General features: G+C 64.4%; 15 protein-coding genes. 11 read left to right on the top strand and 4 right to left on the bottom strand.

Annotated features, from left to right (window positions below; translation table 11 throughout):
• The first annotated feature begins 73 nt into the window (after positions 1-73).
• From ACN0X6_RS01015 to ACN0X6_RS00995, 5 genes are read left to right on the top strand one after another with little or no spacing between them, the layout of a single operon-like run.
• A complete protein-coding gene (locus ACN0X6_RS01015) occupies positions 74-880 on the top strand; it encodes an alkaline phosphatase family protein (RefSeq protein WP_417701353.1) in 807 nt (268 codons plus the stop codon).
• Complete coding sequence (locus ACN0X6_RS01010) at positions 877-1719, top strand: ABC transporter permease (RefSeq protein WP_417701351.1); 843 nt, start codon at positions 877-879, stop codon at positions 1717-1719. The genes ACN0X6_RS01015 and ACN0X6_RS01010 overlap by 4 nt, the downstream gene beginning before the upstream one ends.
• Positions 1706-2500 carry an ABC transporter permease gene (locus ACN0X6_RS01005; RefSeq protein WP_417701350.1) on the top strand — a complete coding sequence of 265 codons (795 nt, stop codon included), beginning with the start codon at positions 1706-1708 and terminating at the stop codon, positions 2498-2500. Before ACN0X6_RS01010 ends, ACN0X6_RS01005 begins: the two co-directional genes overlap by 14 nt.
• Entirely contained in the window at positions 2497-3483 is a 987-nt protein-coding gene (locus ACN0X6_RS01000) for an ABC transporter ATP-binding protein (protein ID WP_417701348.1), read from the top strand. The genes ACN0X6_RS01005 and ACN0X6_RS01000 overlap by 4 nt, the downstream gene beginning before the upstream one ends.
• Positions 3483-4136, top strand: a complete 654-nt coding sequence (locus tag ACN0X6_RS00995) for an HAD family hydrolase (protein ID WP_417701346.1) — start codon at positions 3483-3485, stop codon at positions 4134-4136. Before ACN0X6_RS01000 ends, ACN0X6_RS00995 begins: the two co-directional genes overlap by 1 nt.
• A gap of 96 nt (positions 4137-4232) precedes the next feature.
• Here ACN0X6_RS00995 and ACN0X6_RS00990 read toward each other — a convergent pair whose 3' ends face one another.
• Entirely contained in the window at positions 4233-5087 is an 855-nt protein-coding gene (locus ACN0X6_RS00990) for a LysR substrate-binding domain-containing protein (protein ID WP_417701344.1), read from the bottom strand.
• 143 nt (positions 5088-5230) lie between these two features.
• Between ACN0X6_RS00990 and ACN0X6_RS00985 the strand changes: the two genes are divergently transcribed.
• The gene (locus ACN0X6_RS00985) at positions 5231-6073 is read left to right on the top strand and encodes a bifunctional allantoicase/(S)-ureidoglycine aminohydrolase (protein ID WP_307317030.1); all 843 of its coding nucleotides are present in this window, start codon (positions 5231-5233) and stop codon (positions 6071-6073) included.
• A gap of 84 nt (positions 6074-6157) precedes the next feature.
• On the opposite strand, the gene ACN0X6_RS00980 is transcribed toward ACN0X6_RS00985, so the two are convergent.
• Positions 6158-7159, bottom strand: coding sequence for a helix-turn-helix transcriptional regulator (locus tag ACN0X6_RS00980; RefSeq protein WP_417701341.1), 1002 nt, complete (start codon positions 7157-7159; stop codon positions 6158-6160).
• A gap of 176 nt (positions 7160-7335) precedes the next feature.
• Between ACN0X6_RS00980 and ACN0X6_RS00975 the strand changes: the two genes are divergently transcribed.
• The 5 genes from ACN0X6_RS00975 (at position 7336) to ACN0X6_RS00955 (ending at position 16673) form a co-directional block, all read left to right on the top strand.
• The gene (locus tag ACN0X6_RS00975; RefSeq protein ID WP_417701339.1) at positions 7336-9324 is read left to right on the top strand and encodes a TonB-dependent receptor; all 1989 of its coding nucleotides are present in this window, start codon (positions 7336-7338) and stop codon (positions 9322-9324) included.
• Positions 9321-10373, top strand: coding sequence for a methyltransferase (locus ACN0X6_RS00970; protein WP_417701337.1), 1053 nt, complete (start codon positions 9321-9323; stop codon positions 10371-10373). The genes ACN0X6_RS00975 and ACN0X6_RS00970 overlap by 4 nt, the downstream gene beginning before the upstream one ends.
• Positions 10370-11635: an MFS transporter gene (locus ACN0X6_RS00965; RefSeq protein WP_417701335.1), complete on the top strand. Its 1266-nt coding sequence runs from the start codon at positions 10370-10372 to the stop codon at positions 11633-11635. The genes ACN0X6_RS00970 and ACN0X6_RS00965 overlap by 4 nt, the downstream gene beginning before the upstream one ends.
• A gap of 88 nt (positions 11636-11723) precedes the next feature.
• A complete protein-coding gene (locus ACN0X6_RS00960) occupies positions 11724-14138 on the top strand; it encodes a decarboxylase (protein WP_417701334.1) in 2415 nt (804 codons plus the stop codon).
• 24 nt (positions 14139-14162) lie between these two features.
• On the top strand, positions 14163-16673 hold the full coding sequence (locus ACN0X6_RS00955; protein ID WP_417701332.1) for an aminotransferase class III-fold pyridoxal phosphate-dependent enzyme: 2511 nt from the start codon (positions 14163-14165) through the stop codon (positions 16671-16673).
• Between the two features lie 37 nt (positions 16674-16710).
• Here ACN0X6_RS00955 and ACN0X6_RS00950 read toward each other — a convergent pair whose 3' ends face one another.
• Both ACN0X6_RS00950 and ACN0X6_RS00945 read right to left on the bottom strand, forming a co-directional pair.
• Positions 16711-17784, bottom strand: a complete 1074-nt coding sequence (locus ACN0X6_RS00950; protein WP_417701330.1) for a glucuronyl hydrolase — start codon at positions 17782-17784, stop codon at positions 16711-16713.
• Positions 17781-19004 carry a CynX/NimT family MFS transporter gene (locus ACN0X6_RS00945; RefSeq protein ID WP_417701328.1) on the bottom strand — a complete coding sequence of 408 codons (1224 nt, stop codon included), beginning with the start codon at positions 19002-19004 and terminating at the stop codon, positions 17781-17783. The genes ACN0X6_RS00950 and ACN0X6_RS00945 overlap by 4 nt, the downstream gene beginning before the upstream one ends.
• Positions 19005-19008: the final 4 nt, after the last annotated feature.

Genomic DNA, 19008 nt, shown 5'->3' with positions numbered 1-19008 from the left:
CGGATGAAATCCGGGGCAATCGTCAAGTACGCCCCCGGACTGCATCCGGGCTACGAGCGAAAGAGAGAACCCCATGAAGCACAACGTCATCCTGGTGGTACTGGATGGCCTGAGCTATCAGGTGGCCCAGCATGCGCTGGGCCACCTGTTGGCTTACTGCCAGGCCGGGCGCGCCGCGCTGTACAAGCTGGACTGCGCACTGCCGGCACTGTCCCGTCCGCTCTACGAATGCATTCTCACCGGCGTCGCGCCCATCGACAGCGGCATCGTGCACAACGATGTGGTGCGTCTGTCGAATCAGCGCAGCGTCTTCCACTACGCCCGTGACGCCGGCCTGAGCACTGCCGCTGCCGCCTATCACTGGGTCAGCGAGTTGTATAACCGCGCGCCCTTCCAGGCCGCTCGTGACCGCCATACCTGCGATAAGTCGCTGCCAATCCAGCACGGCCACTTCTACTACGCCGACCATTACCCGGATTCACACCTGTTCGCCGACGCCGACAGCCTGCGCCAGCGCCACCAGCCGAACCTGCTGCTGGTACACCCGATGAACATCGACGATGCCGGCCACAAGCACGGCCTCGACAGCTCGCAGTACCGCAACGCCGCGCGCATGGCCGACGTGCTGCTGGCCGAATACATCCAGACCTGGCTCGACGCCGGCTACCAGATCCTGGTGACCGCCGACCACGGCATGAACAACGACCGCAGCCACAACGGCGTGCTGCAGGAAGAGCGCGAAGTGCCGCTGATCGTCCTCGGCAGCGCCTTCAGCCTCGACCCGGCGGCCCGCCCGCAACAGACCGAGTTGTGCGGCACCATCTGCCAGTTGCTCGGCGCGGCCCACAACAAACCCTGGTGCAGGGAGCTGCTTGCATGAAGTCGTCCATTTCCAGCAAGGGGTGGGCACTGCTGTGCCTGGTGCCCTTCGCCCTGTTCTTCTTCGCCTTCCAGATCGCACCGCTGGTCTGGGTGGCGAGCAACAGCCTGAATACCGCCGAAGGCTGGGGCCTGGGCAACTTCCAGCAGGCCTTCTCTTCGGCCTTCTACCGCCAGGCCATGCGCCACAGCCTGGAGGTCGCCTTCTGGTCGAGCCTGTTCGGCATCGTCATCGCCATCATCGGCAGCTATTCGCTGCGCCAGGTCAGCAGCCGCCTGCGCGATTTCGTCATGGCCTTCTCCAACATGACCAGCAACTTCTCCGGGGTGCCGCTGGCCTTCGCCTTCATCATCCTGCTCGGCTTCAACGGCGCGCTGACCATCCTGCTCAAGCAGATGGGCGTGATCGAGGACTTCAACCTCTATTCCAAGACCGGCCTGATCGTCCTCTACACCTACTTCCAGATTCCCCTCGGTGTGCTGTTGCTCTATCCGGCCTTCGATGCCCTGCGCGAAGACTGGCGCGAGTCGGCCGAACTGCTCGGCGCCAGCACCTGGCAGTTCTGGCGGTACATCGGCCTGCCGGTGCTGACCCCGGCGCTGCTCGGCACCTTCGTCATCCTTCTGGCCAACGCCCTGGGCGCCTACGCCACGGTGTACGCGCTGACCACCGGCAACTTCAACATCCTGCCGATCCGTATCGCGGCGATGGTCTCCGGCGACATCTTCCTCGACCCGAACATGGCCAGCGCCCTGGCCATGGTGCTGGTCGGTCTGATGACCCTGATCACCATCGTCCACCAATGGCTGCTGCGCCGGAGCTACCATGTCGCCCGCTGAAAAACGCTCGCCGCTGTTCCACCAACTGGTGGTCTACCTGCTGTTTCTGATCCTGCTGCTGCCGCTGCTCGGCACCCTGGTGTACTCGCTGTCCACCAGCTGGTCGGCGAGCATCCTGCCCAGCGGGTTCACCTTCAAGTGGTACGTGGCGCTGTGGAGCGATGCGCGCTTTCTCGCCGCCTTCGGCCGCTCGCTGCTGGTGTGCTTCGGGGCTCTGGCACTGGCGCTGCTGCTGATCCTGCCGCTGCTGTTCGTGGTCAATTACCACTTCCCCAAGCTGGACGGCGTGATGAACGTGCTGATCCTGCTGCCGTTCGCCATTCCGCCGGTGGTGTCCTCGGTCGGCCTGATGCAGCTGTTCGCGTCCGGGCCGCTGCCGATCCTGGGCACGCCATGGATTCTGGTCGGCTGCTACTTCACCATCGCCCTGCCCTTCATGTACCGGGCCATCACCAACAACCTGCAGGCGATCAACCTGCGCGACCTGATGGACGCCGCCCACCTGCTCGGCGCCAGCACCTGGCGCGCGGCCTTCATGGTGGTGCTGCCGAATCTGCGCAAGGGCCTGATGGTCTCGGTGTTCCTGTCCTTCAGCTTCCTGTTCGGCGAATTCGTTTTCGCCAACCTGCTGGTGGGCAGCCGCTACGAGACGCTGCAGGTGTACCTGTACAACATGCGTAACGACAGCGGCCACTTCACCAGCGCCCTGGTGATCTCCTATTTCATGTTCGTGCTGCTGATGACCTGGGCAGCCAACCGTCTGAACAAGGACAAGTCATGAGCTTTCTGCATATCCAGAACCTGCACAAAAGCTACGGCCCGACCCGTATCTTCACCGACATCAATATCGAGATTGGCCAGGGCCAGTTCATCACCCTGCTCGGCCCGTCCGGCTGCGGCAAGTCCACCCTGCTGCGCTGCATCGCCGGCCTCACGGCGGTCGACGGCGGGCAGATCCTGCTCGATGGCCAGGACCTGGTGCCGATGCCGCCGCAGAAACGTGGCATCGGCATGGTGTTTCAGAGCTATGCGCTGTTCCCCAACATGACCGTGGCGCAGAACGTCGCCTTCGGCCTGCGCATGCAGAAGGTACCGGCCGCCTCCGCCAACAAGCGCGTCAGCGAGGTGCTGGAACTGGTGGAGCTGAATGACTACGCCGGACGCTATCCGCACCAGCTTTCCGGTGGTCAGTGCCAGCGCGTGGCCCTGGCCCGTTCGCTGGTCACCCGCCCGCGCCTGCTGCTGCTCGACGAACCGCTGTCGGCCCTGGATGCGCGCATCCGCAAACACCTGCGTGAACAGATTCGCGCCATCCAGCGCGAGCTGGGCCTGACCACCATCTTCGTCACCCATGACCAGGAAGAGGCGCTGGTGCTGTCCGACCGCATCGTGCTGATGAACGGCGGTCAGATCGTCCAGAGCGGCGACGCCGAGACCCTCTACACCGCACCGGCCGATGCCTTCGCTGCCGGTTTCATCGGCAACTACAACCTGCTCGATGCCGATGCCGCCAGCCGCCTGCTGCTGCGCCCGGTGAACAGCCGCGTGGCGATTCGCCCGGAAGCCATCCAGATCGGCGGGCTCGGTATCGACGGCACCGTTCTCAGTCACAGCCTGCTCGGCAACGTCATCCGCTACCGGGTCGAAGCGCGCGGCGTGGAGCTGCTGGTGGACGTGCTCAATCGCTCCGCCGCCGACCTGCATGCGGACGGGCAGAGCGTCAGCCTGGCCATTGGCGCCGATGCGATCCGGGAGGTGGCGTGATGGCCCTGGCGATCTTCGATCTCGACGAGACCCTGATCCATGGCGACTGCGCCAGCCTGTGGAGCCAGGAAATGGTGAAGATCGGCTGGGCCGATGGCGACTCCTTCCTCGCCCACGAACAGGAGCTGATGCGCCAGTACGCCGCCGGCACCCTGGCCATGGAAGACTACATGGCCTTCACCCTGTCGCCGCTGGTTGGCCGTACGCCCGAGGAAGTCGCCCATGTGGTCGAGCCCTTCGTCGAGGACGTGATCGAGCCGATCTTCTACAGCGACGCCAGTCGTACGCTGGCGGCACACCGCGCTGCGGGCGATCGCCTGCTGGTGATCTCGGCGTCGGCGCATTTTCTGGTCAGCGCCATCGCCGAACGCTTTGGCATCGATGAGGTGCTGGCCATCGACCTGGAGCAGCAACACGGTTTCTATACTGGCCGCACCCAGGGCGTGCTGACCTACCGTGAGGGCAAGGTCACCCGACTGAACGCCTGGCTCGCCGAACAGGACGAAAGCCTGGCCGGTGCCAGCTTCTATTCCGACTCGCGCAACGATCTGCCGCTGCTGCAACGGGTGGACAAACCCTTCACCGTCAATCCCGACCCGACTCTGCGCGCCCATGCCGAACAGGCCGGCTGGCCGATTCTGAGCTGGCGCTGAGCGCAGGATGTCGCGGCCCCGCCACGGCCGCGCGCACCGGCCGTGGCGGGCAGGAAGCTGGTGCGCACGGCGCACCCTACCCGGCCCCGCGACAGCCTACTGGCTCATGATCCCTTCGCAGGCCTCGATCAACGCCGCCGCCAACTCCCGCGCGTAACCGGGTAGCTGGTTGCGCGCATGCAGGGCCACTTCCACCGGCGCCACCGGGGCGAAACCTTCGGCCTCGTCCAGTTCGCGGTGCGCGGCAGTGATCAAGCGGCGCGGCAACAGGGTCAGACCCAGCCCTCCTTCTGCAGCAGCGCTGACGCCGGGCAGGCTGCTGCTGACATAGGCAATGCGCCAGGGCTTGCCCATGGCGTCCAGCGCGTGAGTCATCTCCAGACGGTACAGGCCGTTGGGCGGGAACACAGCCAGCGGTACCGGGTTACGCGCCAGCACCGGGCGCGCACGACTGTCGAGCCAGGCCAGCGGTTCGGCCCAACTGGCCAGGCCCTTGGCGCTACCGGCGCGCTGCTTGATCAGCGCCAGATCCAGCTCACCCGCGTTGAACGCGCGCCACACGTCATGACTCAGGCCGCTGGTGATCTCCAGACGAATGCCCGGGTGCGCGTCGGCGAAATCCGCCAGATAAGGCGTCAGGCTGTTGGCAGCGAAGTCGTCCGGTACGCCGAGGCGCACTTCGCCTTCCACCGCACTTTGCCCCAGCGCCAGCATCGCTTCGTCCATCAATGCGACGATGCGATTGGCGTACCCGAGCAGGCGCTCGCCCTCGGTGGTGGTCACCACGTAGCGACCACTGCGGTCGAGCAGCTCCGCACCGAGCTGTTCCTCCAGGCGCCGTACCTGCTGGCTGACAGTCGATTGCGTCAGGTGCAGACTGGCAGCCGCGCGGGTGAAACCACCGGTCTGTACCACGGCGAGAAAACTGCGTAACAGCACGGGATCGAGCATGTCGCCACTCATCATGAAAGCCACTGACAGGCATTCTACTATTTAATTTCCGAATCCAGCCGCGAATTCCTATAGTGCTTGGGAGCCAATTTCCCGCTCGGGGATCGAACCCCGCGCCATTCACCCGCCGAGGCAATCTCTCGATGAGCAAATCGCCCTACTACTACGCACCGCATGGCGGTCACCCAGGTCAGGATCAACTGCTGACAGACCGCGCCATGTTCACCGAAGCCTACGCCGTGATCCCCAAAGGCGTGATGCGTGACATCGTCACCAGCCACCTGCCGTTCTGGGACAACATGCGCATGTGGGTCATCGCCCGCCCGCTGACCGGTTTCGCCGAGACCTTCTCGCAGTACATCGTCGAGGTCGGCCCGAACGGCGGCAGCAACAAGCCCGAGCTGGACGCCACTGCCGAAGGCGTGATCTTCGTCGTCGAAGGCGAATTCAGCCTGACCCTCAATGGCACCCAGCACGCCATGCGTCCGGGCAGCTACGCCTTCATCCCGCCGCAGAGCGATTGGTCGCTGCGCAACAACAGCAGTGAAGCCGTGCGCTTCCACTGGCTGCGCAAGGCTTATCAGCCGGTCGAAGGCGTGCCTTACCCGGAAGCCTTCGTCACCAACGAACAGGACATCGAACCGATCGTCATGCCGGGCACCGAAGGCCGCTGGAGCACCACGCGCTTCGTCGAGATCAGCGACATGCGCCATGACATGCACGTCAACATCGTCAACTTCGAGCCGGGTGGCGTGATCCCCTTCGCCGAAACCCACGTCATGGAACACGGCCTGTACGTGCTCGAAGGCAAGGCGGTGTATCGCCTGAACCAGGACTGGGTCGAAGTGGAAGCCGGCGACTTCATGTGGCTGCGCGCCTTCTGCCCGCAGGCCTGCTACGCCGGCGGCCCGAGCCGCTTCCGCTACCTGCTGTACAAGGATGTGAACCGTCAGATGCCGCTGACCCTGGGCGGCCTGAAGCGCTGAGCCCAGGCTGGCGCAACGGCAACACCGGCATGCCGCGGTTTGCAACGAGACTGCGGCATCCTTTCCTGATCAGCGCGGACGCACCTAATGTGCACCTGCCTTGCCCTCGGCGTCCTGCTTGCGCCGATGCGCACCGAACACCGGCTTCGGCGCCTGCCCGAAGAACGCGGAAAACGCCACACTGAAGTTGTTCGGATAGCGATACCCCACCCGATACGCCACCTGAGCCACCTGATGGCCGCTTTCCAGGAGGACGTATGCCTTGCGCATGCGCATTTCGTGCAGCATGCGATGCGGTGTGGTCTTGAATCGGTAATGAAATCCTTCCTTGAGCTTGAATTCGTTCAGCCCCACCGCCGCACAGAGATAGGCGATGGTCAGCGGCTGGTCGATCTGCTCGATCATCAGGTCATGGACATGGTCGAGTTTTTCGATGTCCTGAGTGCTGAACTGCAACGACGCAGGTGTCGCCGGGCTGAGCAGATTGAGCTGCTCGGCAAGCAGACTGAGGCTGTGAATGTGCATGTCCAGCGCAGCGATGTGCTGTGGGTCGTTGAGATAGCGAAGCAGCGCCACGGCATGGGCGCTGCTGGCCCCGGAAGTCTTGCGAAAGGCTAGCTGACGGATGTGCCCTGTACCGAGCAAGGCCCGCGCGCGCTCGGCGCCCAGATAGCGTCCCAGGGTGTTCTCCCCCACCAGCAGGCGCAGCTGCGACACCGTGCAGCCAGCCTGATAGCAGCGTTCGCCCTGGCTGCCATGGAACGCCGTCACCGTGGTGAAACCGGCACAAAAAGACAAGGAATCGCCATTGCGCGCCTTGTAACCGGACTGTCCCTGCAAGCCGAGGGTAATCACCAATATCGGGCGGTCGTGGGGGTTTATGGTCTCCTCGATCAGATCACGGATCGGGTGATAGCGCGAACGAACCAGCAGCAGATCCTTTTCCAGAACGAAACGCTCGGAATAGCAGTCGCCCAGTTCCTCGGGAAGTTGCTGGCGCTCCCAACCAGAGGGTTCACGGCGGATCAGGCGCGCCTGGCTCATCGCCAGACGATGTGGCTGAGTTATCCGTTGCATGGCAGCCATGGGGCCTTCCTCCAGTTCGGATACGGGGAAATCCTGATTTCATACAAAGCTTCATGATACTCATTATTATTTGCAAATATCATCCGAGCTACATCCAACGCCTGTTCCTGTGGCAGGCATATGGTTTGTCAGCGCGTCTGTGGTGGCGCCTGTCATGCGTATCGCTCGGAGGTGAGATGAGCAAGAACAGTATCTGCCTGAAGGTTGGCGTGCTGGTCGGCATGTTCATGCCGGCGCTGGCGCTCTCGTCGGTACAGCAGCAATTGCCAACGATGACCGTCACAGCCAACAAGATCGCACAGCCGCAGGAGGAAGTACCGGCCAGTTTGTCGGTCATGCACGGCGACGACCTGCGCGATGCTGGGGTCAATGACTTGCAGACACTGGCGCGGCGCACGCCGAACTTCGTCTTTCAACCCTTCGGCCAGTCCGGCACCAACGTGCCGGTAGTGCGCGGCCTGACCTCCAGCGCCACGGCATTTTCATCCTCGATGCTGATGCTGGTCGATGGCGTGCCGACCCTGATGGGACAGGGCTTCGATCACAACCTGCTGGGGGTAGAGCGGGTAGAAATCCTGCGCGGGCCGCAATCGACCCTGTACGGGCGCAATGCCGAAGCCGGCGTGATGAGTATCCATACCCGCCAGCCCGGCGACGAACCTTACGCACTGCTCGACACCACTCTGGGCAGCCGCAACAAGCGCTCGCTGCGCTTCGACCTGAGCCAGGCGCTGGTGGCCGACACCCTCTACGGCGGCCTCGCCGGCGAGTGGCTGGAACAGGATGGGTTCATCGACAACACCTACCGGGGCGGCAAGGAGGACGCGCGCGAACGGCACAACGGCCGCGCCGTACTGCGCTGGACACCCGCTGCCGCGACCAGCGCCACACTGCGCTACAGCCGTCAGGACTACCGCGACGGCGGTTCGCAATGGGGACCGGCCACCTCCTCGCACCGCGAGGTGCGCTCCGGCACGTCGAGCTGGAATCACTCCAGCGGTCGCAGCCTGTCGCTGGATGTGACGCATGAGCTGGAGTCCGGCCTGCAACTGCGCTCGATCACGGCGCGCAACGACTTCTATGACCGCGTGCGCCAGGACACCGATTTCCTTCCACTCGACAGGCTGCACGTGGAGCGCGACTACCACCTGAACACCCTGTCTCAGGAACTGCGCCTGGAAGGTGAATGGGCCGACAGCCACTGGCTGCTCGGACTCTACGCCGAGCGCAGCGATCATTCGCTGGATTTCCGGCAGAAACTGCCTCTGGCACTGACCCGCACCGAGGTGGATCTGACTGGCAACTCCAACGCCCTGTTCGGCCAGTGGACACAGCCACTGGCCGAGCGCTGGACGCTGACCCTCGGCGCGCGCATCGAGCGGGACAAGGTCAGCCTGTCCCCCGGCAATGCCGGCAAGCGCAGTGACCAGTGGCAGCGTTTCACGCCGAAGCTGGCACTGAACTACGCCCTGACTGACGACACCCAGGTCTACGCCAGCTACGCCGAGGGATACCGCGCCGGTGGTTTCAACGCCTTCGCCGCCTCAGCCGACTATCCGGGTTACGACCCGGAGCAGGTAGACGCCTACGAGTTCGGCATCAAGGGCTGGGCAGCGCAGCAGCGTCTGCAGTACTCGGCAGCCGTCTACTGGATGGCTATCAGTGACATGCAGGTGCAACAGATCGTGCAGCCCGGCGTGGTCTACATCAGCAACGCCGCCAAGGCGCGCGCCAGCGGTCTGGAGCTGGAGGCCAACTACCTGCTCAGTGAGCATTGGCGTGTGCAGACCTCACTCGGCGTAAACCGTACGCGCTTCAGGCAGTTCCAGAATGGCAACGCCCGCTACCAAGGCAATCATGCGCCCTTCGCCCCCGACCTCACCGGCTACCTGGGCCTGAGCTATGACACCGCCAGCGGCTGGTTCGCCGAGGCCGGGCTGAGTGCCGTGGGACGCACCTATCTCGACTCCGCCAACCGTTACAGCCGCACGGGCCATGCCCTGCTCGACCTGAACGCCGGCTACCGCTTCGACCAGATCGGCGTGTCCGCCTATGTGGATAACGCCACCGACAAACGCTATGACGCGGTCGGTTTCCTCAACGGCATGGCGCGGGCCTACAGCGCGCCACGCGAGATCGGCCTGCGCCTGAGTTATTTACTATGACGCTGCTTTTCAAGGCGCCTGTCAGCCATCCGTTGCAACCTTATTGGGATCTGAGCCTGGCCTCGGTCCAGGCTGATGTCATGCGCGTGGCACTGGAGCTGAAGCTGTTCAACCTGCTGGCCGAGCCCCTGCCGGCCAGCGTCGTAGCGAGCCGCCTGCACCTGCACGCGGGGAACACCGCCTATCTGCTGGATATGCTCTGGAGCATGCGCCTGCTGGAACGACAGAAGGCTGATGAAGCCGAATCCGACTGGCACTATCGCGCCTCCAGTCTGGCAGCTCGGTATCTGGATCAGGATTCGCCTCAGCACTGCGGCGATGCCTGGAGCCTGCGCCTGCATGCACTGCGGCACTTCGGCCAGCAGTTGCGCGAACAACTGCGTAGCGGTGAAGCAAGCACCGCGCCCCGGCTCACCGGCACCGCAGCCAACTGGCAGGCGGCCGCACGCCTGCAAATCGCCCAGGAGCAGCGCGCGGCAACAGTGGAGGCGGCACTGGCACTGATCACGCAACTGCCCGAGTTCTCCCGCGCTACACGCATGCTCGACCTGGGCGCAGGTCCCGCTCTGGTCGCCATCGCCCTGGCCAAGGCCAACCCGACGCTACACGGCGAGGTGTTCGACCTGCCGGAGACTATCAGCGTGGCCGAACAGAACATCGCCGTAGCCGGCCTTGGCGCACGCCTGCGCTGCCGCAGCGGCGACCTGACGCGCGATGACTTCGGCGAGGGCTATGACCTGATCTGGTGTTCCTCGGTGCTGCATTTCGTACCCGACATCGATCAGGCATTGCGCAAGATTCACGCCGCGCTGCGCCCCGGCGGCGTGCTGGTGTGTGCCCAGGCGGAGATTCCCGAGCGTCGGGACGCCGCGCGGCAGATGCTTTCCTATTACCTGTCCATGCGCATGCTCGGCCGCCAGTTGACCCATGCCGGCGGTCTGCGCCAGGCCATGCAACGCGTCGGTTTCAGCGCCCTGGAAACACTGCACGGAGTGCCATTTCCCATGACTCCGGTGACCGCCGTGATCGGCCGCAGGGCCTCGCAATGAACGCGCAAGCAGTACGTTTGCTCGGGCGCCAGATGCTCTTTGGCTGGTTGAACTTCGCCCTGGCGCTACCGAGTATCTACCTGCTGCTCGGCATGCCGCTGGTGATGCGCCAGCACGGTTGGTCGGGCACCGAGATCGGTCTGTTTCAACTGGCCGGCCTGCCCGCAGTGTTCAAGTTCCTTCTGGCGCTGCCGGTAGAGCGCTGGCGTTTCGCCGGGGCGCACTACAAAAGCTGGGCGCTGCTGCTGTGCCTGGGGCTGGCGGCGACGCTGCTGCTGGTCGGTCGCCAGGAGCTACTTGACCGGCATGCCCTGTTCTTTGCCTTGACCCTGCTCGCCGGTGTCCTGGCAGCCTGGACCGACATCCCGGTCAACGCCCTGGCGATCAAGCTGCTACCGGAAAGCGAACGCGTGCGCGCGGGAGCCATTCGCTCGGCGGCGCTGTTCCTGGCCGCCGTGGTCGGCGCCGGCCTGATGCTGCTGGTGCACGCACACTGGGGCTGGCAGGCCCCCTTCATACTGATGAGCGCCGCTCTGCTGCTGGGCGCACTGCTGCTTGCATTGCTCGGCGAAAGCTCGATGCCGCGTCCGCTGAGTGCAGCGCGCAACAGCCGTGAGAGCGGCTGGCGCGGCTACTTCCAGCAACCCGGCGCAATGCTGTGGACCTGCCTGCTGCTGTCCTGCTTCCCGTTCATTGGCGCCAGTTGGCTGTACCTCAAACCCCTGCTGCTCGATCAGGGCATGCCGGCCACCCAGGTAGCCTGGATAGCCGGATTCGGCGGCGGCGTCATAGGCGCCCTGTCCAGCGTGGCCAGCGGGCGTTTGCAGCGCTGGCTCGGGGTCGCCCGCGCCGTGCCGCTGTTCAGCGCTTTCGCCCTGCTTGCCCTGGCCACGCTGACCGCTCTGGTCTGGGGCGGAGTCGGCACATCCGGGCTGGTGGTCGGCGCAGCCCTGGTGGCTGCGGCCATGGGCGCGATTTCCAGCCTGGTCTTCGGCCTGATGATGTTCTTCACCCGCCAGCAACGCCAGGCCGCCGACTACGGCCTGCAAACCAGCCTGTTCGTGGTCTCGCGCCTGGCGGTGCCAGTGGCCGCCGGCCTGCTCCTCGACCACCTGGGCTATGGCGGCATGCTCCTCGGCCTGACCCTGGCCATGCTCGGCGTCTGCGCCCTGGCCCTGTTCGCCGGCCCGCCTCTGGCGCGAATCACAGAACGACAGCGGGGCGCGCCCGAGCGCTGCGCAGCCAATACGACCTGCCCATGAAAACGCCCTGTGCACAGGCCAATCGGGCACGCCAACGCGATTGCGGCAAACACCGCCGCAACGAAAACCCTGTGCAGAGGAAGACAGCATGACAAGCGTTCTGGGAGTGTGCCTGGTCAGCCAGGAGCAAAGGCTGATCGATGATGTGGTGTTCGTGATCGAACAGTTGAGGGCCGGGCTGGCTCGCGAAACAACCGCCCCCCCGAGCGCCAGCGCGTGTTTCGGGGACATGTGCCGATCACTGGGCCGGCGACCGCACAGCGCAGAGGTACTGGAGAGCCTGATGCTCCAGGCTGGACACTACCTACAGGGAAACGCCCTGAGCCGTGGAGAGCCGCTGCAAATAGAGCTGCTGCAATTCGCCACAGCGCATGCGGCGCAAACCGCCCTTGTCAGGCTGGACGAGCCTTCGCGGGTGGAGCTGTTCATCGTCGATACAGGCCCGCAGGATGAAATCGACGAGGACCCATTCGAGGCACTCTTCGCGGCCTGCCGTTATGGACACGCAGAACCTCGACTGTCGCCACACTCGGCGCTGCTCTACTGCCAGGCCACGGCACTGCCTGGGTGGATGGCACGTGCAGGCGGTAATCGTCACCTGCGCGTCCTGCTGACGGATCGGGCTGCAAGCCGTGCCGATCTGCTGCGGATCGCCGTGGATCATCTGGAACATGCGCACTTCAATCGCCGGCTGGTCCGCTCGGTAAGCCCAACACTGTCGCCAGTCGGCATCGCCAGCGAAGTGACGCGCTTCATGTTCGACCGCTGGCGGGAGGGCTGGGATTTCCACGCCTATAGCGGTTCCATGGTGGCCGGACTGATCCAATCGATGCAGCAAACCACCGCCGGCAGCAGCATACGCAGCCTGCACGGCTGCAACGAGCACAGCCTGGCGGTGGCGGCGCTGGCCGGCTGGCAACTGTATGGGCGGGCCTACGTGATCGCAGTCACCTCCGGCATGATCGACGAGTTCCGTGGCACCCTGGCCAACCTGAAAAGAGCCAGAGCGCCGGGCCTGATCATTTGCGCCGACAGCCCGGACAATGCCTGGTTCGCCTTTCAGGGCACCCTGGATGCGGACCACGATGGCCGTCAGGTCATCACCTCACGCGGTTTGCGTCACGTGTTCATCCGCAAGGTGGACGAGGTTGCCGACAAGCTCGAACAGGCGTTCGCCATGCTCGCCGAACGCCCAGAGCCGGTGTTCATACTGGCCACGCAGGCCGTGCTGGAGTCGCGTCCGCTGCAGCCGTTGAACGTGCCGCTGCCGACATCCGATGCTTGCCACAGTCTGCCCTTGAGCGAGGTACAACTGGGCGCCCTGAACGAGGCGCTGCGCCTGATCAACCAGGCACCACTGCATATGCTCTGGCAATGCGGCGCGCTTTCCGATACCCAGCGCGAGCGGATTTACGCCATCGCCGAGAGTGCCGGTATCGCACTGGCCGACACCATCACCCATCCGGGCAGCGTCGCGCCCTATCACCAGGGCCGAGCGGTAGCGAACTACCTCGGCCCCCTGTCGCTCTATGGTTTCAGTCGGCGTATCTACCACTTTCTGCACGAGGCTCATGAGCTGGTCGGCCCGGATGAGCAGTGCCTGTTCTTTCTCAAGAGCAAGGTGGATCAGGCCGCTACACCGTTCTCCGAAGGCAAGCTGAAACGGCAGGTCCGCGTGGTACAGGTCAACCATGAGCCACGCCACCGCTCGCCCTTTACCGACCTGGCGGTGGATGTGCCGCTGGATCGCTTCCTCGACCATGTCCAGGCCAATCTGCAGGTCAATCCTGACGTGCTGGCCAAGCGCAGGGCCAAGCTTGCCAACATACGAACCATCCCCGAAGCGGTGCCGGTGGATCAGATCGCCACCGTACCGATGACCGCCAATTACTTCTTCCTGCGCCTGGGCGACCTGATAGGTGAACTGATCGAGCATCAGGACTACCGCTATACCGGCATCTACGACGTCGGGCGCTGCGGTATTTCCGCACTGCGCAACGTACCGCGTACCGATCCGGGCTTTTCCGGCTGGTATGGCCGGGCGCTGATGGGCGATGGCCTGATGGCGCTGCCCTATATCGCCAGTACCTGCACCGGCAATGTGCTGGCGTTTATCGGCGACGGTGCGCGAGCGCTGGTACCGGACATCGAAACGCGCCTGGCGGCCGGCCTGGCTCAGCACCCACAGGCGCAGAAGCGGAACATCACGCTGTTCTACCTGAGCAACGCTGTCCTCTCGATGATCCAGACCTATCTGGACAAGCGCTATGCCTACAACGGCGCACGCCAGGTGGCGGTGCCGCAACCCGCACCCCCACTGGCCATGCATCGAATCGGCGCGCTTGGCATACATCGCAGTTGCCTGACGCAGTTCGATGCGTCGTACCTGCGTGACGCCCTGACCACCCCCAGCCGCCTCAACATCATTGACGTCACCCTCGCTCACAACTCGGACGGAGACGGGCTCAGCCTGCTCTCCGAAGCCGCCTGGAACCGCCGCTGATACCGGCACAACGGAGCTTGCAGCATGAAATTCGGATTCATCGCACACCCAACCTCGATAGCGCTGAAGCGCCACGTCAAGCTCCTCGACCTGCTTGAGCGCAACATTGCCGAACAGGATCGCGGTTACAGCCGCGACCTCTGGCAATGGCGCAATCTGGTGCCCTTTGCCGACTTCGGGCGCATCGTCAGTGCACGCGGAACAGCCTGCGAAGGCATTGTCCATTACATGCCGCTGACCGCTGAAGAAATGCTCGCCCAGCCGCGTGCAATCGCCCGGCGCGTGATCGATGCCGTGGAGAGCCTGAAGGACCAGGGCGCGCAACTGGTCGGCCTGGGCGGCTTTACCGCCATCGTCGGCAACCGTGGTCTGCAAACCCTGGAGCGTACCGGCGTACCCGTCACCACAGGCAACTCGCTCACGGCGTATGCGGCCTACCGCAACGTATTGGAAGCCATGCACCGTCTGGAGGTGAATCCCGCGGACAGTGAAGTGGCTGTGGTCGGTTATCCCGGTTCCATCGCCCTGGCCATTGCCAGACTGCTCGGCCGCGACGGCTGCCGCCTGCGCCTGATCTATCGCGGTGGCGAGGAGCAGGCGCGCCAGGGACTGGAATACCTGCCGCCGGCCATGCGCGCCAACGTGCGACTGAGCAACGACATCAGCCACTGCTATGACAGCCTGCGTTTCTATGTCGCTGCCACGTCGAGCGGCGCGGTCATCGATCCGTATCGCCTGGCACCGGGCTCGGTGGTGGTGGATGCGGCACTGCCGCGTGACGTCATGCCTTACCGGCGAGACCGCGATGACATTCTGATCATCGACGGCGGCCTGGTCTCGGCTGGCGCCGAGCTGCGCTTCGGGGGCGAGAGCATGAGCCTGTCACCGAAGAAGTTCCTCAACGGCTGCCTGGCGGAGACCCTGGTGCTGAGTCTGGAGGGCCGCGCCGAAGCCTTCTCCATCGGCCGTGAGCTACCGGAGGACAAGGTGCTGGAGATCGGTCGTCTGGCCGAAGGTCATGGTCTGTTAGCCACGCCGATGGCGTCCTACGGTGAGCGTCTGACCCAGGCGGATTTCGACAGTTTGCGGCGCTTCCATCATCCCCGCAGCGAGCCGCTGGCGACGGAGAACGAGGCGCAACTGCGCAACGAGGCGTTGCGCTGCTTCGGCGAACACATCAATCCGATCCTTCGCGAGTTCTATGCCTTCAATCACATCGAGCGGGTGTTCAGTCATGGCCGCGGCTGCTGGCTCACTGATCTGGACGGCAGTCGCTATCTCGACTTCGTCGCTGGTTACGGTTGCCTCAATACCGGTCACAACCACCCACGGATCACTGCCGCGCTGCAACGCTACCTGCAGCAGGAACAGCCGACCTTCGTCCAGTACGTCTCGGTGCCGTTGCACACCAGCCTGCTGGCCCAGCGGCTGAGCGAGCTGGCACCGGGTAATCTGCGCCGGGTGTTCTTCAGCAACTCGGGGACGGAGGCGGTGGAGGCTGCACTGAAACTGGCCATTGCCGCCATGGATCGTTCGCGGGTGCTGTACTGCGACAACGGCTACCACGGCAAAACCCTCGGCGCCCTCTCCGTTACCGGACGCGACAAACACCGCCAGCCCTTCCAGCCACTGCTGCCACGCTGCGATTCGATCCCGTTCGGCGATGTCAGGGCGCTGGAAGCGGCCCTGCTGCAAGGTGACGTCGGCGCCTTCATCCTCGAACCCATCCAGGGTGAAGGCGGAGTGATGCTGCCGCCGGACGGTTACCTCAGACAAGTCCGCGAGCTGTGCAACGACCATGACTGCATCCTCATTCTCGATGAGATTCAGACTGGCCTCGGGCGCACCGGCAAGCTGTTTGCCTGCCAGTGGGAAGATATCGAGCCCGATATTCTGGTGCTGTCCAAGTCGTTGTCCGGTGGTGCCGTGCCCATTGGCGCAACCTTGTCGCGTGCGGATATCTGGGACCGCGCCTACGGCAACATCGACAGTTTCGCCCTGCATACCTCCACCTTTGGCGGCGGCAACCTGGCTGCGGCATCGGCACTGGCGACCCTGGATGTACTCGAGGCCGAAAATCTCGCCGGCAATGCCGCGCATGTCGGCGCGATGCTCAAGGATGCACTCAGCGAAGCCGTGGCCGGTTATCCGTTCATTCGCGAAGTGCGTGGCCGCGGGCTGATGATCGCCATCGAGTTCCAGAACAGCTTCAAAGGTGGCGTGGAAGCCTTCGTGCGTGAGTTCGCCACTCGCATGCCGGGCAACGCAATGGGCACCTACCGCATGATGTCGGGTACGGCCAGGCGGCTGATCCGCGAAGCCATCGACGAACTGGAAAAGAATTTCGAAGAGATGTTCGTGCTGCGCTTCGTCACCAAGCTGTCGAAGGAGCACGGCATCCTCACCTTCGTCACCGCCAACAACAACCGCGTCATGCGCATCCAACCACCGCTGGTACTCAGCGAGCAGGAAGCACAGCACTTCGTCGACGCCTTCGCGGCGGTGTGCCAGGACATGTCAACCTTCCTCGAGTGAGCGTCAAACGCGCAGACAGGGACGTCACGCGGCACGATCAGCAATCCAAAGCGTTGATACGACCGTCCAGTACCAGTAACGCAAGCAGCAGGAAGAAGCTGGAACACGCCGATTCGACCAGCACATCGCCCTCGCCGGTACGGTAGCGCATACCGCCGAACAGGCCCGGTGTCGCGCCGCCAAGTTCGACATGCTGGCTGTGCACCACAGCGGCCAGCAAGCCTTCGGCGTGTTCGCGCCAGGGCATGCTCTGCCCCGGCAGGCTGTCTAGCCCGAGCATGGCCAGGGCCGCGATCACGGCTGCGCAGGGGTCGTCCCCCGCATCAGGGTGTTGCAGATGGTTCGCCGGCAGTGCTTCGCGCCGCGTTTCCAACCAGTAGTCACAGGCGCGCTGCGCCAGATCGGTAAACGGCTGACCATAGAGCCCGGCGGCCTGAGCCAGCCCGAGCATCGCCCAAGCCTGGCCACGTGACCAGCAGCCGGCCTGCTCCTGCACGACCACGCGCTGCTGACAGTACTGCACGCTGGCGCAATAGGCGCCGCGCCAGGTGCCACAGGCAGCCAAGGTTCCTTGCAGGTGCTGAGCGGCAAGTTCGCGCACGCTGTCCAGCGGGTGCCTGTCCAGCAAGCGCAGGGCCGGCGCCAGGGTATCGATGACGATACGCTGATCCCCTTGCGGGCCGCCGCCCATGTCGCGACCCAGGGGAATGCACCCCAGCGTGCGACTGAAGGATATCGCCAGTGCCGCACCTGCCTGATCCAGCATCAGCCGGCACGGCACATCATCGAACCAGAGCGCACCGGGCGCCAGGCCGTACCAGAAGATCATGCTGCGGTTGATGGTCGGCGCCGCCATCTTGCCGGTCAGGCGCTGGCTGATTCGCGCCGCCTTGTGACGGTCGGCAGAAGCGCCGCTGACCCGCGCTCGCAACCACCACAATCCGGCCCAGAATCCGCCAAGCCAGGAACCGCCCCTGGAAACCGTCCAACGATCCTCCAGGCCCGGCGAGTACAGCGGAAAATCCTCGCCACAAAGGTGCTCGATCACCTCCAGACGCAGCAGCAACGCATCGATGGCCGCTGTACGCTGCAACGCCATCAACTCACTCATCGCGCCTCCACGGAACGGGCGGCATCAAGGACCATCCCACGCCGCACCCGCGCCAGCCAGAGTGCCAGCAGACAGCCCAGTGCCAGCACGCCGATCAAAGCGTTCCAGGCGCCAGCAAAGCCCCAGGGTCCGCCTGACAATGCGCCGAAACCCGGCGGGCCAAGGGCGAAACCGGAGAAGAACCCCACCGAGAGCATGCCCGAAGCATTGGCGGGCTGACCGAATGCGCGGTCACGCAGCAACATGCTCATCGCAATGGCATTGGTGGCCACCGCTGTCAGACCGATGCCGATGGTGCCGGCCCACAACGTCCAGTGCCGCGCTGGCGTTGCCTGCGCAGTGACAGCGACGGCGCAGGCAGCCAGGGCCAGCAGGATCGACAACAGCCAGGACTCGTCGCGCATCCGCCCGCTGATCGGGGTGAGCAACACACGGGCGAGAATGCCCATCACACCAAACACGCCTACCAGGCTGCCAGCCAGCAGCGCAGACATGCCCTGCCCGGCGGCGAAGACGCCCAGAAAGGTGATGTAGGCCGATAAAGCCACACCGACACATAGCTGAATCGTCATCAACAACGCCAACGCTCGGCTTGGCCGGATCAGGCCGAAACCTGCCGACTTGCCGGCTGCCGGTCGCGGTGCGATACGCGGCGCGCTCAGTGCCAGCAGCAGGCTCACCGGCACCAGCAGCAACAGCGCCGCGCGCCAGCCGAACTGCAGGGCAATGCCCGGCAACAGCAGCCCGGCAAACAACGCAGCGACCTGCACCCCTGACTGTTTCAGCCCCATCACCGCGGCTTTTTTTTGCGGCGCCACCCGTTCGGCAATCAGCAGATTGGTCGCCGGATTGCAAAGCGCCTGGGCAATGCCGCACACCGCCATTGCCAGCACCAACCAGGCGAAACCGGGCGCCATACCCATCAGACCGTAGGCCAGGGCTGTCACCAGAAACAGCAGCAGCAGGGCACGCCGGGAACCCAGACGATTGACCAGAGGACCGGCCCACAGGGACAGCAGCGCGGCGAAACCAAAGGCGCTCATGGTCAGGTAGCCGAGCCAGGCCGGCGCTACGCCAAAATCCGCCACGAGGAACGGGCCGAGGGTGCCGATGGCATAGAAGATCAGCATCGGCAGTGCCATTGCGCCAGCCAGCACGGCGCGCAGCATCCCGGCCACCAGCAGGCTGTCGGCCGGCGGCGGGGAAACAGTCGGCGTCATGGCA

Origin of the sequence: Pseudomonas sp. (genome assembly GCF_048269965.1) — a bacterium.
Taxonomy (GTDB): Bacteria; Pseudomonadota; Gammaproteobacteria; order Pseudomonadales; family Pseudomonadaceae; genus Aquipseudomonas.
The sequence above is the reverse complement of the archived record's forward strand: the minus strand, read 5'-3'. Positions and strand labels throughout refer to the sequence as shown.

What these genes read in the sequence shown, in the direction of transcription:
- ACN0X6_RS01015 (WP_417701353.1), top strand. Translation starts at nt 74, where the DNA reads ATGAAGCACAACGTCATCCTGGTGGTACTGGATGGCCTGAGCTATCAG.
- ACN0X6_RS01010 (WP_417701351.1), top strand. Translation starts at nt 877, where the DNA reads ATGAAGTCGTCCATTTCCAGCAAGGGGTGGGCACTGCTGTGCCTGGTG.
- ACN0X6_RS01005 (WP_417701350.1), top strand. Translation starts at nt 1,706, where the DNA reads ATGTCGCCCGCTGAAAAACGCTCGCCGCTGTTCCACCAACTGGTGGTC.
- ACN0X6_RS01000 (WP_417701348.1), top strand. Translation starts at nt 2,497, where the DNA reads ATGAGCTTTCTGCATATCCAGAACCTGCACAAAAGCTACGGCCCGACC.
- ACN0X6_RS00995 (WP_417701346.1), top strand. Translation starts at nt 3,483, where the DNA reads ATGGCCCTGGCGATCTTCGATCTCGACGAGACCCTGATCCATGGCGAC.
- ACN0X6_RS00990 (WP_417701344.1), bottom strand. Translation starts at nt 5,087, where the DNA reads ATGCTCGATCCCGTGCTGTTACGCAGTTTTCTCGCCGTGGTACAGACC.
- ACN0X6_RS00985 (WP_307317030.1), top strand. Translation starts at nt 5,231, where the DNA reads ATGAGCAAATCGCCCTACTACTACGCACCGCATGGCGGTCACCCAGGT.
- ACN0X6_RS00980 (WP_417701341.1), bottom strand. Translation starts at nt 7,159, where the DNA reads ATGGCTGCCATGCAACGGATAACTCAGCCACATCGTCTGGCGATGAGC.
- ACN0X6_RS00975 (WP_417701339.1), top strand. Translation starts at nt 7,336, where the DNA reads ATGAGCAAGAACAGTATCTGCCTGAAGGTTGGCGTGCTGGTCGGCATG.
- ACN0X6_RS00970 (WP_417701337.1), top strand. Translation starts at nt 9,321, where the DNA reads ATGACGCTGCTTTTCAAGGCGCCTGTCAGCCATCCGTTGCAACCTTAT.
- ACN0X6_RS00965 (WP_417701335.1), top strand. Translation starts at nt 10,370, where the DNA reads ATGAACGCGCAAGCAGTACGTTTGCTCGGGCGCCAGATGCTCTTTGGC.
- ACN0X6_RS00960 (WP_417701334.1), top strand. Translation starts at nt 11,724, where the DNA reads ATGACAAGCGTTCTGGGAGTGTGCCTGGTCAGCCAGGAGCAAAGGCTG.
- ACN0X6_RS00955 (WP_417701332.1), top strand. Translation starts at nt 14,163, where the DNA reads ATGAAATTCGGATTCATCGCACACCCAACCTCGATAGCGCTGAAGCGC.
- ACN0X6_RS00950 (WP_417701330.1), bottom strand. Translation starts at nt 17,784, where the DNA reads ATGAGTGAGTTGATGGCGTTGCAGCGTACAGCGGCCATCGATGCGTTG.
- ACN0X6_RS00945 (WP_417701328.1), bottom strand. Translation starts at nt 19,004, where the DNA reads ATGACGCCGACTGTTTCCCCGCCGCCGGCCGACAGCCTGCTGGTGGCC.